This is a genomic window from Algibacillus agarilyticus (assembly GCF_003286125.1).
Lineage (GTDB): Bacteria > Pseudomonadota > Gammaproteobacteria > Enterobacterales > Alteromonadaceae > Algibacillus > Algibacillus agarilyticus.
The window spans coordinates 83,925-100,436 of sequence record NZ_QMED01000012.1; the positions used below are offsets into that span (position 1 = coordinate 83,925).

General features: G+C 38.9%; 18 protein-coding genes and 4 tRNA genes. 5 read left to right on the forward strand and 17 right to left on the reverse strand.

Going from position 1 to position 16,512, the window contains the following annotated elements; translation table 11 throughout:
* Positions 1-10: 10 nt before the first annotated feature.
* From DPX34_RS11285 to DPX34_RS11335, 11 genes are all read right to left on the reverse strand, one after another.
* The gene (locus tag DPX34_RS11285; RefSeq protein WP_111978539.1) at positions 11-613 is read right to left on the reverse strand and encodes a pilus assembly PilX family protein; all 603 of its coding nucleotides are present in this window, start codon (positions 611-613) and stop codon (positions 11-13) included.
* A gap of 23 nt (positions 614-636) precedes the next feature.
* Entirely contained in the window at positions 637-1,428 is a 792-nt protein-coding gene (locus DPX34_RS11290) for a PilW family protein (protein ID WP_198673688.1), read from the reverse strand.
* Between the two features lie 66 nt (positions 1,429-1,494).
* Positions 1,495-2,004, reverse strand: a complete 510-nt coding sequence (gene pilV / locus DPX34_RS11295; protein ID WP_111978541.1) for a type IV pilus modification protein PilV — start codon at positions 2,002-2,004, stop codon at positions 1,495-1,497.
* Positions 2,005-2,526, reverse strand: a complete 522-nt coding sequence (locus DPX34_RS11300; RefSeq protein ID WP_111978542.1) for a GspH/FimT family pseudopilin — start codon at positions 2,524-2,526, stop codon at positions 2,005-2,007.
* Between the two features lie 238 nt (positions 2,527-2,764).
* Positions 2,765-2,838: transfer RNA gene (locus DPX34_RS11305), tRNA-Cys, on the reverse strand.
* Positions 2,839-2,869: 31 nt separating this feature from the next.
* A tRNA-Gly gene (locus tag DPX34_RS11310) sits at positions 2,870-2,945 on the reverse strand.
* Between the two features lie 110 nt (positions 2,946-3,055).
* The gene (gene pgsA, locus DPX34_RS11315) at positions 3,056-3,604 is read right to left on the reverse strand and encodes a CDP-diacylglycerol--glycerol-3-phosphate 3-phosphatidyltransferase (RefSeq protein WP_111978543.1); all 549 of its coding nucleotides are present in this window, start codon (positions 3,602-3,604) and stop codon (positions 3,056-3,058) included.
* Between the two features lie 354 nt (positions 3,605-3,958).
* Complete coding sequence (uvrC, locus tag DPX34_RS11320; protein ID WP_111978577.1) at positions 3,959-5,791, reverse strand: excinuclease ABC subunit UvrC; 1,833 nt, start codon at positions 5,789-5,791, stop codon at positions 3,959-3,961.
* A 6-nt stretch (positions 5,792-5,797) separates the two neighbouring features.
* Positions 5,798-6,442: a UvrY/SirA/GacA family response regulator transcription factor gene (gene uvrY, locus DPX34_RS11325; protein WP_111978544.1), complete on the reverse strand. Its 645-nt coding sequence runs from the start codon at positions 6,440-6,442 to the stop codon at positions 5,798-5,800.
* 243 nt (positions 6,443-6,685) lie between these two features.
* Positions 6,686-6,776: transfer RNA gene (locus tag DPX34_RS11330), tRNA-Ser, on the reverse strand.
* Positions 6,777-6,807: 31 nt separating this feature from the next.
* Positions 6,808-6,898, reverse strand: a tRNA-Ser gene (locus DPX34_RS11335).
* 374 nt (positions 6,899-7,272) lie between these two features.
* Between DPX34_RS11335 and DPX34_RS11340 the strand changes: the two genes are divergently transcribed.
* The 5 genes from DPX34_RS11340 (at position 7,273) to DPX34_RS11360 (ending at position 9,369) form a co-directional block, all read left to right on the forward strand.
* Positions 7,273-7,941 carry a Bax inhibitor-1/YccA family protein gene (locus tag DPX34_RS11340; protein ID WP_111978545.1) on the forward strand — a complete coding sequence of 223 codons (669 nt, stop codon included), beginning with the start codon at positions 7,273-7,275 and terminating at the stop codon, positions 7,939-7,941.
* Between the two features lie 82 nt (positions 7,942-8,023).
* Complete coding sequence (gene tusD / locus DPX34_RS11345) at positions 8,024-8,410, forward strand: sulfurtransferase complex subunit TusD (protein WP_111978546.1); 387 nt, start codon at positions 8,024-8,026, stop codon at positions 8,408-8,410.
* Complete coding sequence (gene tusC, locus DPX34_RS11350; protein WP_232824713.1) at positions 8,407-8,760, forward strand: sulfurtransferase complex subunit TusC; 354 nt, start codon at positions 8,407-8,409, stop codon at positions 8,758-8,760. The genes tusD and tusC overlap by 4 nt, the downstream gene beginning before the upstream one ends.
* A 1-nt stretch (position 8,761) precedes the next feature.
* Positions 8,762-9,037: a DsrH/TusB family sulfur metabolism protein gene (locus DPX34_RS11355; protein WP_111978547.1), complete on the forward strand. Its 276-nt coding sequence runs from the start codon at positions 8,762-8,764 to the stop codon at positions 9,035-9,037.
* Positions 9,031-9,369: a TusE/DsrC/DsvC family sulfur relay protein gene (locus tag DPX34_RS11360; protein ID WP_111978548.1), complete on the forward strand. Its 339-nt coding sequence runs from the start codon at positions 9,031-9,033 to the stop codon at positions 9,367-9,369. Before DPX34_RS11355 ends, DPX34_RS11360 begins: the two co-directional genes overlap by 7 nt.
* Here the strand turns inward: DPX34_RS11360 and DPX34_RS22300 are convergent.
* From DPX34_RS22300 to DPX34_RS22445, 6 genes are all read right to left on the reverse strand, one after another.
* On the reverse strand, positions 9,366-9,494 hold the full coding sequence (locus tag DPX34_RS22300) for a hypothetical protein (protein ID WP_269815522.1): 129 nt from the start codon (positions 9,492-9,494) through the stop codon (positions 9,366-9,368). The two genes, DPX34_RS11360 and DPX34_RS22300, sit on opposite strands and share 4 nt — an antisense overlap.
* A 127-nt stretch (positions 9,495-9,621) precedes the next feature.
* A complete protein-coding gene (gene serS / locus DPX34_RS11365) occupies positions 9,622-10,914 on the reverse strand; it encodes a serine--tRNA ligase (protein WP_111978549.1) in 1,293 nt (430 codons plus the stop codon).
* A 40-nt stretch (positions 10,915-10,954) separates the two neighbouring features.
* Entirely contained in the window at positions 10,955-11,350 is a 396-nt protein-coding gene (gene crcB, locus DPX34_RS11370) for a fluoride efflux transporter CrcB (RefSeq protein ID WP_111978550.1), read from the reverse strand.
* Positions 11,351-11,474: 124 nt separating this feature from the next.
* A complete protein-coding gene (locus DPX34_RS11375; RefSeq protein ID WP_111978551.1) occupies positions 11,475-12,806 on the reverse strand; it encodes a replication-associated recombination protein A in 1,332 nt (443 codons plus the stop codon).
* A 3-nt stretch (positions 12,807-12,809) separates the two neighbouring features.
* Entirely contained in the window at positions 12,810-13,460 is a 651-nt protein-coding gene (lolA, locus tag DPX34_RS11380; protein ID WP_111978552.1) for an outer membrane lipoprotein periplasmic chaperone LolA, read from the reverse strand.
* A gap of 8 nt (positions 13,461-13,468) precedes the next feature.
* Positions 13,469-16,186, reverse strand: a complete 2,718-nt coding sequence (locus DPX34_RS22445) for a DNA translocase FtsK (protein WP_499698291.1) — start codon at positions 16,184-16,186, stop codon at positions 13,469-13,471.
* Positions 16,187-16,512: the final 326 nt, after the last annotated feature.

Consider the following 16,512-nt stretch of genomic DNA (forward strand, 5'->3'; position numbering starts at 1 on the left):
CTACTTTCACTTATTCCATGATCGCATAGTAGGCTTGTACTAAAGTTTCTGAATCGCCAAGGCCATTAGCTTTAGCTGTAATACGAAATAACCGACGCTGTGGCGGATTAACACCTAAAACTAACCCTTTGTCTATTGCAGCTTCTTCAATTACATAGGTAGGGCTACCGCTTAACACTGCGCCATCAGCATCTGTTACTTGAATTTTTTTAGTCGTACTTGCCGTCCAAACGGCTTCATCAATCCACCATCGATACGTTTTATTAGCGCCATCTACAAAAAGCGGCATAATAACGCCATCAGCATCTCCGACTTTTAACATTTCAGGCTTAGTGTAGGCATTATCAATAATCGTTGTTTGTGCGTTTGAAATAGCCGTCTCAGCATTAACAAAGCTCAGCGTGTTATCAAAAAAAGTGGCGCTATCCCGTTTAGCACTCATGACCTGTTTACCGATAGCAATACCGGTAATAGCAAGTACTAAAATAGCAACCAAAGCGGTAAATAAAGCCGCACCACGCTGCTTGTTACTCGGTTTTGATGGTTGATTTGAAGAATATTGGGCTAAAAAGTTCAGGTTGAAAAAACCAATATGTAAATTTTTGAGTTTCATGGTAGACCTCAAATAGGCAAATTTTATTCGTTTTGCAAGAGTATAGTTTCAGTAATAACTTGTCGGGCTTTATAATCGTTACTCGCCGCAACCGCTTCGCCAAGCAAGTTATAAGTTCTTTCATTCTTAAGCAAATCTAAATCTCGATTTTGCGCCGTTAATAAAGCAATGCGAATCCGATTGATAGCAGTCCAATCTGTCACTTCATCAGCGGTTAAATATCTAAACTCTTCACCGGTTGCGTTAGAACCAAATAACACTTGCATGTTTTCTACGTCTTCTTCAATGGCTATAGGTGTTGCTTCGGAATCCACACAAGTTAACCAATTATCGGTTGATATATAAAAAGCAATAAACTCTGAAACACCAGAATCAATCTCAGTGCCATCACAGCGGAATACACCGCCATCATCATCACCAAAAAAGCGAACGGCAATGACATCGGTATCTTCTTTAGCGTTAGGATAGGTTGTTTGATTATTTAAGCCCGTCACAATTTGCTCAAAAGTCCAATCAAATTCGGTATTAGCCACTTGGTTAACTTGATCTTGCTGTATATTTTGAATTAAATCATTTTGGCTGCGTTGCCCTGCTTGTTGTAAATAAACTCGCATAGAAAATAGCGACATCCGGTTTTTTTCAACTAACGTTTTATTACTACTCACCGCTTCATATGATTGCACTGAGCTAAAAATAGAGGAATAAATACCGCCTAACACAATAAGTGAAAGCACCATGGCAATGAGTAATTCAACTAAACCAAAACCTCTATCTTGCATATGCATTGCTTGTTTACGCATTAGTAATTTAGGCATTACCTGTTTACGTACTACCTCTTTACACATTGCCTGTTTACGTATTAAAGATACTTGTCGCACGATTTATTGAACCCACAAGGTTAATTCACGGCATTGATGCCCTAACCCACTTTTATTGGCAGTTGAGTCACAGTTTTCAACACCACTGCCACTCAATGCTGCATCCCATGTCACATTGATAGTCATGATATTATCATTTCTTGTAATACTAAAACGTAATTGAGGAATAGTTGCACTGGCTAACGTATACCAATCAACCACTTCATACAAAGCAAATTCAGCACTATTACAAGTTGCAGCAACGCCCAAACATGTTTTTTCAGTTGTTGGGGCAACACCATCATCTAAATTAGATAAATTAAATTCATTATTAAGCGCTGAATCTGGTTCAGCAGCAATACGTTGTGCTAAATCAAGCATAGCGGTATTAACAGATTGGGTAAATCGAGAGCTATGTACACTTTGCATCGATGATAATTGAAGCTTGGTATGGCCTAATACCCCAATTGAAACGACAATCAAAGCAATTAGCAATTCAATTAATGTAAAACCAGTACTAATACGTTTATTCATTTATTCAGTAGACTCTTGCGCGCAATATGTTTTTGAGGTTCCGGTAAATCTGACTCTGCCTAAACGAGTAATTTCTATTTTTTCGTCATAACCATCGGTCAAATTACTGCAAAAGGTAAAATTAGTCGCCGTTGTTAAACCATTAGGCGAAAACTCTAGTTGCATGTGATCAGCTTCTAAATTAACAGATAAACCATTTTTTAACGAAACAGGCACAAATTCATCATTATCTTTAGTATCATCTCTATTTGAATCAACATAAACAAGCCAGCCATAGCCTTTTTCCCATTTATTGCTACATTTATCACCATCGGTGGTTGGACATAAGTAAGTGGGTTTCTTTTTGGTAAGGGCTTCGCGTTTAGCTACGTTAATAGCCGAAATGAGTGAATCTCTAGAGGCACGTTGATTGCTTTCGTCAAAGTATTCATTAAGTGAAGGCACAGCCACCGTCATTAAGATACCCATGATCGCAAGCGCAATTAATAGTTCAATTAAATTAAACCCTTTCTGCTTCATCATTTACCCCCCAAACATCATAAGAAAAATACAAAAAATGGCGACTTAACCCCAAAACACACACTAACAAGTCAGAATACTATATTAATACATAAAATTGTATGAGAAGTATACAGAATTGTTGTTTTGGGTCAATAATATTACCTAGGTGTATAGAGAGTTAAAACAGGGGATAAGCCTTAAATATGAATATATAGAAGCTAGGGGCTTAATTTAAAACAAAGGGGGTAAAATCAGAATATGGAGGCGGAACCCGGAGTCGAACCGAGGTAGACGGATTTGCAATCCGGTGCATGGCCACTCTGCCATTCCGCCTCATATACGCTATGAGGTAGCGATTAAAATTTGGAGCGGCTAACGAGACTCGAACTCGTGACCCCGACCTTGGCAAGGTCGTGCTCTACCAACTGAGCTACAGCCGCTTATATCCAGATGTTCTCTAGAGAACGGAACGCATTCTACAAACATATTTGAATGAGTCAACATTAATTTTAAAAAAAATGTCTGTTTGGTTAAAGGCTAATCAGTTAGCTTACTTTTCAACCATCAAATCAGGCCAAGCGGCTTTTATATAAACCATCATAGACCAAAAGGTTAATACTACGGCTATATATAATAAAGCTAAAGAACTCGTGTATACCCAACCATCAACGTGCATAATTAATCCAGTCAAGGCCATTAATTGCGCCATCGTTTTCCATTTACCAATGTTACTTACCTTTACTAAACCGCGTTTACCCAATTCAGCCATCCATTCACGTAAAGCTGAAATCAATATTTCTCGGCTCACCATAACCACAGCCGCAATAGTAATAACCCAAGATTGATATAATTCAACCACCATAATTAAGGCGGTCGCCACCATGAGCTTATCAGCGACAGGATCTAAAAAAGCCCCAAAGGCGGTATGTTGTTTTAATCGTCGAGCCAAATAGCCATCTAACCAATCGGTGAAAGCAGCAAGGGCAAAAATAAATGAAGAAGCTAAGAAAGCCCAGCTATAAGGTAAATAAAAAATGACTACAAAAACAGGGATCATCATGATCCGCATTGCAGTTAAAGTATTAGGTATATTCCACATGAAACTATAAAGCCTTTTAATAAGGTCTGTTGATGTACTAATCTATTTTTTTATAGTCTTCTCGCTCAGGTTTTAGGGTTCATTGTCAGCGCTTACTCTCGACTTTGGCTCCTGCGTCGTTCTAACACCTAAATCCATTTAGGCGGCTCCAATCACATAGTAGAGCATATGCTCATGGCGTCTCGAAACTTGACTGCTTCCCCTAAAACCCGATCGCTTTGACCATATTCACTCGCTAATTTACATTTTTTGCAAATTAGCGCTCAACTTAAATATTCATTAATTCAATATGAAGAACGTTAAGCTGACAAGTTCAATAGACCCTGATTTGGCTTTATTCTCGCATTATCTAAATCACTTGTCATGTAGATGATTAAAAACGATTTCGGCAACTTTTGGGCTAATACCAGGGACTTTAGCTATTTCATCGATTGAAGCGGCTAATACGCCTTGCAAGCCGCCCATAAATTTAAGCAAAGCCTGACGCCTTTTAGGCCCAACTCCCGGAATAGATTCTAATTTTGAAGCTTTAGCGGCTTTACCTCGTCTATTGCGATGTCCTGCAATTGCAAACCGATGAGATTCATCTCGCACGTGTTGTACTAAATGCAAAGCGGGTGATGTTGGATCTAATTGTATGGTTTCGTGATTACCGGCCATTATTAAAGTTTCTAAACCCGGTTTACGGCTTGTTCCTTTGGCAACGCCAATTAATGTCGGTAGTTTATATTGCCATTCAGAAAAAAAACTTTCAGCTTGAGACAACTGCCCCTTACCACCGTCAATCAATAAGACATCAGGAATTTTGCTATCTTCAGTCGCATTTTTAAACCGCCGAGCCAAAGCTTGAGCCATTGCAGCATAATCGTCACCCGGTGTAATACCTTCGATATTATAACGACGATAATCTGCTTTTAACGGCCCTTCTCGATTAAATACAACACAAGACGCAACGGTTTGTTGACCCATTGTATGGCTAATATCAAAACACTCAATACGTAAAATCGGCTTATCAAGTTCTAATGCGGTATCTAAAGCTTCAAAGCGCTTTTGCACAGATAAGTTTTCTGTTAATCGACTCTCTACCGCAGTTTTAGCGTTAGTATTAGCTAGCTTAGCATAACGAGATTTCTCTCCTCGCTGAGGTACATAAAATTTGATGTTTTGTGAATGAAATTCGCTGATAGCCATTTCCAAACTACCTTGCTCTTCAATAGAAAAAGGTAAAATAATTTCTTTACTAGGCCGGCGATTATGCTCATTGGACAAATAAAACTGACCAATAAACGCCGTTAAAATTTCGACTTCTGAGGTTTCTTTAGGCATTTTAGGGAAGTAACTTTTACTGCCCAGCACTTTACCGTCACGAATAAATAGAATAAAAACACACGCAATTCCCAATTGAAAATCAAACCCTAGAATATCCAACTCTTGATGATCACCGCTAACCCATTGCTGCTCTTGCACTTTGCGCAATGCACTAATTTGATCTCGATATCGAGCGGCCGATTCAAACGCTAAATTTTGACTAGCTTGATCCATTTTAGCGATCAAACTTTCAGTAACTTGTGTATCTTTGCCTTGCAAAAATAATTTTACAAATTGGACTTGTTCATCATAGTCTTTATCTTCTACATAACCGGCGACACAAGGCGCTGAACACCGTTTTAATTGATGTTGTAAACATGGACGACTGCGAGCCCGGTAATATGCATCTTCGCATTGTCGTACCGGAAATATTTTTTGCATTAAACGTAAACTGTCACGTACCGCACCCGATGAAGGGTATGGGCCAAAATACTGTCCCGCACCTTTACGCGCGCCACGATGCAAAGTTAAGCGAGGATGTTTGTGATTAGAGAGCAAGATATAAGGGTAAGATTTATCATCACGTAACAATACATTATATTTTGGCATGTATTGTTTAATGTAATTGTTTTCTAATATAAGCGCTTCTGTTTCGGTGTGGGTAACCGTTACATCGATGTGCGCAATGTTATTAACCAGCGCAATCGTTTTATTACTATTGACCGATGTTCGGAAATAAGAAGAAACGCGCTTTTTGAGGTTTTTAGCCTTACCGACATAAATAACGACTTTATCGGCATTGTACATTCGATAAACGCCGGGCTTTTCGGTAAGGTTACTTAAAAAGGCTTTTGAATCAAAGGGAAGAACGGACACGATCAATAACTACAATTTATTTGTATCTAACATACCATGTCTAATCGCTAGATGAGTTAATTCAACATCACCACTAATATTTAACTTTTCAAACATGCGGTAGCGATAACTATTTACTGTTTTTGAACTTAAATTAAGTTGATTTGATATATCTTGAACTTTTTCACCCTTAGTGATCATGAACATGATTTGCAATTCACGTTCAGATAAAGAATCAAACGGGTTTTCTTCACTGCCGCTTAATTGCCCTAAAGCCATTTGCTGTGCAATATCGGGTGCTAAATATCGCTGGCCAGAATGAACCTGTCGAATCGCTTTGATCATTTCATCAGGCCCTGCCCCTTTAGTGAGGTAACCGGATGCACCAATTTGCATGACTTTAGCTGGGATAGGGTTTTCGGTATGTACGGTTAAAAAGATAATGCGAGTATCAGGGCAATAGCGAAGTATTTTTTTAGTCGCTTCAATACCACCAATTCCAGGCATGTTCATATCCATCAAAACAACATCAGGGTTATGCTTTCTGCAAAATTGTACTGCACTTTCACCGGTATCGGTGTCGCCTACAACTTTGATCCCTCGAATATCTTCTAAAATCCTTTTTATACCCATTCTAACTAATTCGTGATCGTCAACAAGTAAAATGTTAATCAAGAGGATACTCCAAATACAAATATGATTCTTTTTACGCGCCACGTTTATGCGACTTAAGAGCTAAGAAGTTAACAAATTTTTAAAATTTGTAAAGCTAATTATCGAGCCATTACTTTAAGTTAGACGTTTTTTTAGAAGCACTTAACAGAAACGAGTGTTTTGGGATTTTAAACACCATCTTATTGATCATAATAAGAATTAAATTATTTGAATTTGACATTTAGATTGGATTTTGCAAGGGAGTGGCGGTGAGGTAGGGATTTGAACCCTAGGTACGCTACAAACGTACGCCGGTTTTCAAGACCGGTGCTTTCAACCACTCAGCCACCTCACCGCAGTAAAGAATATGACAAATTATTTTAGAGTGGCGGTGAGGTAGGGATTTGAACCCTAGGTACGCTACAAACGTACGCCGGTTTTCAAGACCGGTGCTTTCAACCACTCAGCCACCTCACCGCAATAAAATGTCTGTCCAAATTGACTGGGTCACTTTGGAACGGCGCGAATATTAATGGCTTAAGTTTAAGATGTAAAGCGATAATTCTATTTTTTTACCATATTAGGTTCGTTCGCTTACAAAACAACCAAAGCGGTCTTTTTATCAGCAATTTGAACAAAAGTGAGTTCGTAATAGAATCAACCCCGGCTTTCTCTTATATCAATTGCATGACCTAGCGGCTTTTTAACTCATCTCATCAAATCACTATTCCATCTCAATCAACTATATTTTATTTAGATATTTAAAATGACTTGAATTAATATGATCGCAGCCTTATCTAAGGTAGTATTGGAATAGGACGTTTAAAGTATTTTTAACTCAGAGGTAAAAAATGGAAAATAACACATTACATGCCCACGCAAGTTCGGCTTCAGTATTAGAAACAAATAAAGTTTTACGTAACACATACGCATTATTAGCAATGACATTAACGTTCAGTGCTGTTACAGCGGGTGTGTCAATGGCAATGGGGCTTAGCCACATGATGGGCTTAGTCTTATCATTAGTTGGCTTCGGTTTAATATTCGTTGTAAATAAAAAAGCAGATACCTCTTCAGGCATTTTCTGGGTTTTTGCATTTACCGGTGTATTAGGTGCTGCATTAGGCCCAATGTTAAATCACTATTTAGCCTTTGCTAACGGCCCTGCACTTATTATGCAAGCACTTGGCTCTACTGCTGTTATCTTTTTCTCACTTTCAGCTTATGCATTAACAACTAAGAAAGACTTCTCTTTTATGGGTGGCTTTTTAATGGTTGGTTTAGTGATGGCTATCATCGCAGGTATCGCCAATATCTTTTTGCAAATTCCAGCGATGCACCTAGCCATTAACGCTATAGTTGTATTAATTATGTCTGGTTTTATTTTGTTTGATACAAGCCGAATTGTGAATGGTGGCGAAACTAACTACATTCGTGCAACCGTAGGCTTATATTTAAACATTTATAACTTATTCACCTCATTACTTGCTTTATTAGGTGCATTTAGCAGCGACGATTAATAAAGAACTTTATCCCTAAGTTACATCAGGATAAAATACAAAGCCCCGTTTTTCGGGGCTTTGTTGTTTTTAAAGAGGGCATATGTCTACTTTTCTATTGTTTATAACCAGTCCACCCAGCTCACAAGCAGCGCTAAGCGCGATCAAATTCGCACATGCCGCTATTAGCAACCACCACCAAATAAGCGCTGTGTTTTTCTATGGCGACGGGGTTAATAATGCCAATGCGTTACAAGCACCACCTTCTGATGAAACAAACATTCCACATGAATGGCAAAGTATCGCACTTAAACATAATACGCAGTTATTAGTCTGCTCTGCAGCAGCTCAGCGTAAAGGGGTATTAACACCATCAGAAGCTGACTATCACGGCTTACAAGGTCATAACCTGGCTGCTCCTTTTGAAATAGCGGGGTTAGGTGAATATGTGCAACTGCAAACACAAGTCACACAGGTGGTACAATTTTGAAAACCGCGATATTAATGACACACTCACCCTTTCAAACAGAAGAAGGCCGTGAGGGTTTAGAGCTAGCATTAGCACTGGCAACTTACGAACAAACTGTCGCTTTATTTTTTTTTAATGAAGGGGTTTTACAGTTGAAAAATAATCACATTGCGTCAGATCTCAGCCCGAAAAATTATACCGCTACGTTTAAAGCATTGGGATTATACGATGTGGAAGAAGTTTACGTGTTGGAAGACTCACTCGCCGATTATCAATTACAAAATACAGATTTAATCGTTGATGCTAATGTACTTGCTCATGATGATTTCTTTCAAAAACTAAATACCTGCCAAAGACAATTGAAGTTTTAATATGAACACATTAATAAATTTAACCCAGTTAATTTCTGACACACACATTATTCAGATCAAGACTCAATTATCCAACAGCTCATCTACACTGTTACTAAGCCAAGATGGCGTATATAACATACCGTCTTTAGATGAACTTTCAGTCCCCTTCTTAATTTTGCAAGACGATGCCCAATTAAGAGGGATCTCAATAGATGATTTAGAATCACAGCAAGTTATTGACTACTCGCAATTTGTTGAATTAACTTTAACCCACCAAGCGGTTCAAAAATGCTAAACACATTGAAAATACAAAACAGTGAATACGTTCTAGATAAACATGGCTATTTACAAAATCACTTAGAATGGAATGAAGAAATAGCGTTAGCAATGGCGCTAAGCGAATCGATAGAGATGACAGATGCACATTGGGAAGTGGTTAACTTTGTGCGAGATTTTTACCTTGAGTACAACACAAGCCCTGCGATGCGGCCATTAGTTAAAGCAGTGGGTTTAACGTTAGGTGTCGATAAAGGCAACAGCCGGTATTTATTTACTTTGTTTCCCAAGGGCCCAGCTAAACAAGCAACCAAAATTGCAGGTTTACCAAAGCCAGCTAAATGCCTTTAAGCATTAGCCGTCTGATAGGTATCAAATGCATTAAAACCTAAATAAAGTACGCCGAATACTACCGCCACAATAACAAACCAATACACTGCTTTTAAAAAACCACGCACTAATTTAGCAGAACTCATAATATAAACGCCTCAACATTATTTTACTAAGCTAAGTAAACTCAGCAAAATAAATACTTTATGTATACCCGAGTCACTTCAATATGCTCGTTAAGCATCTTGAAGTGACTCGGGTATAATTGTTATCTTATGCACTAATGACCGTGCAACCACCCATATAATTTTGCAACACTGCAGGGACGGCAATTGAGCCATCTGCTTGTTGATAATTTTCTAATATCGCCACTAACGTACGACCAACCGCTAAACCCGAACCATTCAAGGTATGTAACAATTCAGGTTTTTTCTCTGACTTACGTTTAAAGCGAGCTTGCATACGGCGCGCTTGGAAATCTTGCATATTTGAACATGATGAGATTTCGCGATACGTATCTTGTGCCGGTAACCAGACTTCTAAATCATACGTTTTAGCCGCACTAAAACCGATATCACCGCTACATAAAATAACTTTGCGATACGGTAATTCAAGTGCTTGTAAAATAGCTTCAGCATGCCCCGTTAATTCTTCCAAAGCCTGCATCGAATCTTCAGGTTTAACTAATTGTACTAATTCAACTTTATCAAATTGGTGCTGACGAATTAAACCACGTGTATCACGGCCAGATGAACCCGCTTCAGAACGGAAACAAGGCGTATGAGCCGTTAATTTAACCGGTAATTGCTCTTCATCAAAAATCTCACCCGACGCAAGATTAGTCACAGGTACTTCAGCCGTCGGTATTAATGACATACCTAAGCCGCTTTCTGTTGCCGGTTTAGTATGAAATAAATCTTCACCAAATTTAGGTAGTTGACCCGTACCATACAAAGCTGATTCATTAACTAAATAAGGCACATATAATTCAGTATAGCCGTGATTACTCGTATGGGTATCAAGCATGAATTGCGCTAAAGCACGATGCATTCTGGCAATTTGGCCACGCATAACAACAAAGCGAGAACCAGACAGTTTAGCTGCACTTTCAAAATCTAATCCTTTGGCAGAGTTGTCACCTAAATCAACATGATCTTTAGGTTCAAAATCAAAGGTCGGGATCGTACCCCACTTAAGAATTTCAACATTTTCAGATTCATCTTTACCGGGTGGTACTGATTCATCGGGTATATTAGGCACTAAAGACGTAATCGCATTAACTTGATTTAACACATCGTCTAACTCAGCTTTTGCCGCATCTAGCTTTTCTCCTAAGTCACTCACTTCAGCTAATAAAGGCGCGATATCTTGGCCTTGGGCTTTAGCTTTACCAATATTTTTTGAACGTGAATTACGTTCATTTTGTAATTCTTGCGTTGCAACTTGTAAGGCTTTGCGCTTTTCTTCTAACGCAGTAAAAGAAGCCGTATCTAAATCAAAGCCACGTAATTTTAATTTATCAGCCGTAATGCTGATATCATTTCTAAAATGTTTAGGGTCTAACATTTGTATCTCAATTCGTTAATAAATACACAATCAAAAGTGATTAGGTAGATTGGGTTAAAATAGCCAATTTGCTGCCTAACCACACTGCGATCAGACAAACAAACACATTTAACAAGATATTTAATACAGCTTTAAGCCAAGCACCTTGCTGCAATAATAACAACGTATCAAACGAAAACGTCGAAAACGTTGTGAGCGCACCAAGAAAGCCAATACCAATAAACGTCCGCCAAGGAAAAAGGTTTAAATAGCCCTGCTCTATTAAGCTATATAAAAAGCCAATGAGCAATGAGCCGAGAACATTAACAAGGAGAGTGCCCAACGGAAACGATTTACCAAAAAAACTCACCATGAGTTCTGATAGAAAAAACCGTAAACAAGCGCCTATAGCCCCACCTGCTGCAATAAAAACATAAACATTTATCCCACTTAACATGATGTTTGTCCTTATTAATGTCTTTTAACTTATTCTAACAGGAGTTAGTGAGCAAAAACCACGTCTAGGTTATAAAAATTACATTTGTTATGCTCTTCTTACTTAAATCTTAAAAGGCATATCATTAAGCTTGTTGATCAAGATCGCGCAAATAATCAAGTTTTGCTTTTATCTGCTTTTCTAAACCTCTATCAGTCGGCTCATAAAAACGCGTGCCAACTAATTCTTCAGGTAAATACGTTTCGCCTGCCGCATAAGCATTAGGTTCGTTATGTGCATAACGATATTCAGAACCATGCCCCATATCTTTAAGTAAAGCAGTTGGCGCGTTACGTAAGTGTAGAGGCACTTCAAAATCAGGCTGTTCAGCAACAGCCGATTTTGCTTGGCTAAAAGCCATATAGACGGCATTACTTTTAGCAGCACAGGCCATATATACAGCTGCTTGTGCAATCGCACGTTCTCCTTCAGCCGGACCTACACGTGTGAAAGTGTCCCATGCATTAATCGCCATTTGCATCGCTCGTGGATCTGCATTGCCAATATCTTCAGACGCAATCGCTAATAACCGGCGTGCCACATATAGAGGATCAACCCCCATTTTTAACATTCTGGCAAACCAATATAAGGCAGCATCAGGGTTAGACCCTCTTACGGATTTATGAAAAGCAGAAATCAAATCATAAAATATATCGCCGCCTTTATCGCCAGCAGAAGGCCGATACTGAAATAAGCTCTCAACATCAGTCCGCTCAACAAAACGTTCACCTTGTGAATTAACATCAAGCATATCGGTTAATGTTTCAAGCGTATTTAACAAATTGCGTGCATCACCACTGGCTAGATCAATCAGCGCTTTTTCTGCTTCGGGTGAAAAAACTAAACTCGCAGATTCTAAGCTTTGCTCGGTACGTACCTTAACCGAATCCAATACTTGTTTTAATTCGCTCTCTGTGTGTTTTTTAAGTAAGTAGACTCGAGCACGAGAAAGTAAAGCGCGGTTTAATTCAAAAGATGGGTTTTCGGTTGTTGCCCCAACAAAAATAACGGTTCCATCTTCAATAAAAGGTAAAAAAGCATCTTGCTGACTTTTATTAAAACGGTGTACTTCATCAACAAATAACAAAGTTTTTCGACCACTTTGCAAAGCCATGTTTTTGGCATTTTCAATGGCTAATCGAATATCTTTTACCCCAGATGTAACTGCCGACAAACGCTCAACATGCGCATTTATATAGCGAGCAATCAATTCTGCGATTGTCGTTTTACCGGTACCCGGTGGCCCCCATAATATTAAAGAATGTATTCGGCCTTGTTCAATGGCTTTTCTTAGCGGTTTACCCGCGGATAAAATATGACTTTGACCAATATAGTCTTCAAGTTTTAGCGGCCGCATACGCGCTGCTAGGGGTTGGTTAACCGAATCAAAATCAAACATATTAGTTGTTTCTTTCATCGGTTAATCTATTTTTATCGATGTTCGTTGATCATCTAAATCGGTATTTTCAGGTAATGTAAAAACAAAATCTTCATTACTAAACGGTGTACCTAACACCACATTTTTAAAGGTATAAAGGCTATTTTGGCCTTGTCTATCCGCAATTTTTAATTGAGTTACAATTGCACTTTTGGCTTTAAAGTCGATAACAATTGATTCAACCAAACTGTCAGGATCCTTAACGGTTATGTTAAAACTATCAGCGCTCAATTGAGCAACAGAATAGCTTTGCCAGATATTATCTTCTACCTGTAGTAGTAACAAAATAGGGTTATTCAGCAATGCATCTTTAAGCCAAATAGCGGTCACTTGCTCAATTAATGGATCATAAAACCAAATCGTTTCGCCATCACTTTGTAATACATTTTCATCAGGTGTTAATGTGTGCCAAATAAATCGATTAGGTTGTAATAGCGTCGTTGTACCTTCCGATGCTTGAATTTCTACATTTTGGCTGTCGTAAACCTTTTGTACAAACTCGGCTTTAAAACTATTTATATTATTAATACGCGCTTTTAGCGCTTGAGTGGGTCCATCTAACGTTATTGCCGCCTGAGTAAAAAAACCAATAAATAATAAACTGAAACAATACAACTTAATTTGCTTAAACATATTTTACCTTAATCTTTGGGTGCTGCTGAGGCGAGCACTTCTCTTGAACCATTATGTCCGGCAGAACTTACAATGCCGCTATTTTCCATTTGCTCAACTATATTTGCTGCGCGATTATAACCAATTCTAAATTTACGTTGCACACTCGAAATAGAGACTTTGCGTGTTTCGGTTACAAACGCAACGGCTTCATCAAACAATGCATCAAATTCAGTATCGGCATCCGATTCTGACGTTTCACCTGGTAATAAAATTTCATCTTCACCGCTTAATACATCTTCAACATAATTAGGTTTACCGCGTAATTTCCAATCGGCAACAACCGCGTGAACTTCATGGTCATCTACAAATGCACCATGTACCCGTGTTGGAATACTGCTTCCGGACGGCAAATACAACATATCCCCCATCCCTAATAATGCTTCAGCACCTTGTTGATCTAAGATGGTTCTAGAATCAATTTTTGACGAAACAGATAAGCCAATACGAGTTGGGATATTCGCTTTAATAAGCCCAGTGATAACATCAACAGAAGGTCGTTGAGTCGCAAGAATTAAATGAATACCCGCAGCACGGGCTTTTTGTGCAATACGTGCAATTAACTCTTCGACTTTTTTGCCAACTATCATCATCATATCGGCAAATTCATCAATAACCACCACAATGCTAGGCAACGTGTCTAGCTCAGGCGCCGATTCATGCATCGTGTCACCCGGCTGCCATAATGGATCATGCAATGGTGTACCGGAGTTTTTATTTTCGTTAACTTTGGCATTAAAACCTTTTAGATTACGCACGCCAACCGCAGCCATTAATTTATATCGTCGCTCCATCTCACCAACACACCAACGTAAAGCATTTGAGGCATCTTTCATATCCGTTACGACTTCACATAATAAATGCGGAATATCTTCATAAACTGAAAGCTCAAGCATTTTAGGATCGATCATGATCATACGCACTTCTTCTGGCGTCGATTTATATAAAAAGCTCAAAATCATGGTATTCACTAACACAGACTTACCCGATCCCGTTGTGCCGGCAACAAGCACATGCGGCATTTTACCTAAATCAGCGATCACAGGTTTACCGGATATATCAGGCCCTAGCACCATCGTCAGTGGTGATTTAGCGTCAGCAAACTCACTACCTTCTATTACTTCACTTAAGCGTACTGTTTCACGATGTTTATTGGGTAGTTCTAACCCTATATAAGGTTTCCCGGGAATAACTTCAACAACACGCACCGCCACCGTTGATAATGAACGCGCTAAATCTTTTGCTAAATTAGTAATGGCTGACACTTTTATACCGGGTGCAAGATCAAGTTCTAACCGGGTAATAACAGGCCCTGGGCAAACAGCAACCACATCCGCTTTAATTTTATATTCCAGTAATTTAGCTTCAACTAAGCGTGCTACCGCATCCATTTCCTCTTGTGTTATTGGGTTTTGTTTTTTATCTGGTCGATCGAGTAAAGCAAACGAAGGCACTCGACCTTCTGGTTTATCTGGTACATCGGGCAACATTGCTGACAACGAATAGGGATCAACCGTTTCATTCGCTACTACTTTTATATGCGCTTTTTCTGGTTGTGTTTCAGTGATACTTAATTCTTGATTAGCGTCTGGGTTACTTACACCCTGATTTAAATCCGTGTTATGAGCTAAGCTCTCAGCGAGAGTCTCACTTTCAAAGTTTTGTAATGATATTTCCGGTTCAATACGCTCATTTTGTGCGACTAATTCTTCAATATCAACCTGCGACTCTTCCGTTAATACTAAAGGAACGTCATCAACATTTTGCTTGCCTTTTTTGTCTTTCTTGTCTGATTTATCAGCAAAAACATTAATTTTTTGCTTCCAGCGCTCTAAGCTTTTATAGGGTTTTTCTTCTTCTGTATCAGTGGTTTTACTGTCTTCATTATCATTTTTTTCAAGTTCGCTATCCGTTATGCCACCCGTTAATTCTGTTGGGTATTCTCTTACGTGCGGCTTATCATGCGATTTTTTAACTTTTTCTTCAGCGAGATGACTCTTTTCTAGGTCGGCTTCATCAGGTGTTTCGACCGCAATATCGGCTTTTGGTTCTGTTTTGAATATGGCTTTAAGCCACAATGCAAAACGACATAAGCTAGACCAAACAAATAGAGCCGTTTTGATCGTGTACTTCCCCGTATTATCAATAATATCAAGCCAAGAAATACCAAACAGTAATGTAAAACCCGTACAAAAAAAGCAAAGTAATAATAAAGAAGAACCAACAAAATTAAAGTAAGGTAAAAGCGCTTGGCTGATCGCATCACCCATCAAGCCACCAGAAGAAAAATAATAAAGATCATTTACATTTAAACTGGCACTCGAGGTTGCGGCAATAATGATGAGTAGCAGACCAATTATTTTTAAACCAAGTGCAAGAAAATCAGTTTCAAAAAAACGTTGTTTACGCCGGAACATAGCCCAGCCCATATAAGCAACAGCCACGGGTACTATGTATGCAACCACACCTAAAAAAGCGAAAAGTAAATCGGAGGCCCAAGCGCCAGCTGCGCCAGCTGCATTTTTTATTTCACCAGGATAAGCCGATTGACTCCAACTTGGATCTTCAGGTGCAAACGAAAATAAAGCTATTTGCAAAAACAATGCAAGCCCTGCGGTTAAAATTAACCCTACTTCTAAAAGCCTTTGTATCCCTGTCATTTGTTCTTTACTCTTTAACTCAACCAAAAAATACACCTATCATTTAATTACTCGCTTATTCTAAGCATATTCAACGATAAATCACACAATCACGTTCATTTAATTTTTAATAAGCAAAGCCGTCAAAGCTACCGCGTCCTGCTCTCGCCCCTTACCTGCATCCATGCAGGCAAGCTTCGAGACGCCATGAGGATATTTTCTACAGTGTGATTAGGGCCGCCTAAATGGATTTAGGTGTTAGAACGACGCAGGAGCCAAAGTCGAGAGTAAGCGCTGACAATCAGCCCTAAAATCTGAGCGAGAAGACTATAATTTGTTAGCCCGATTTCAAGTTTATAAAAAATGCCATCACT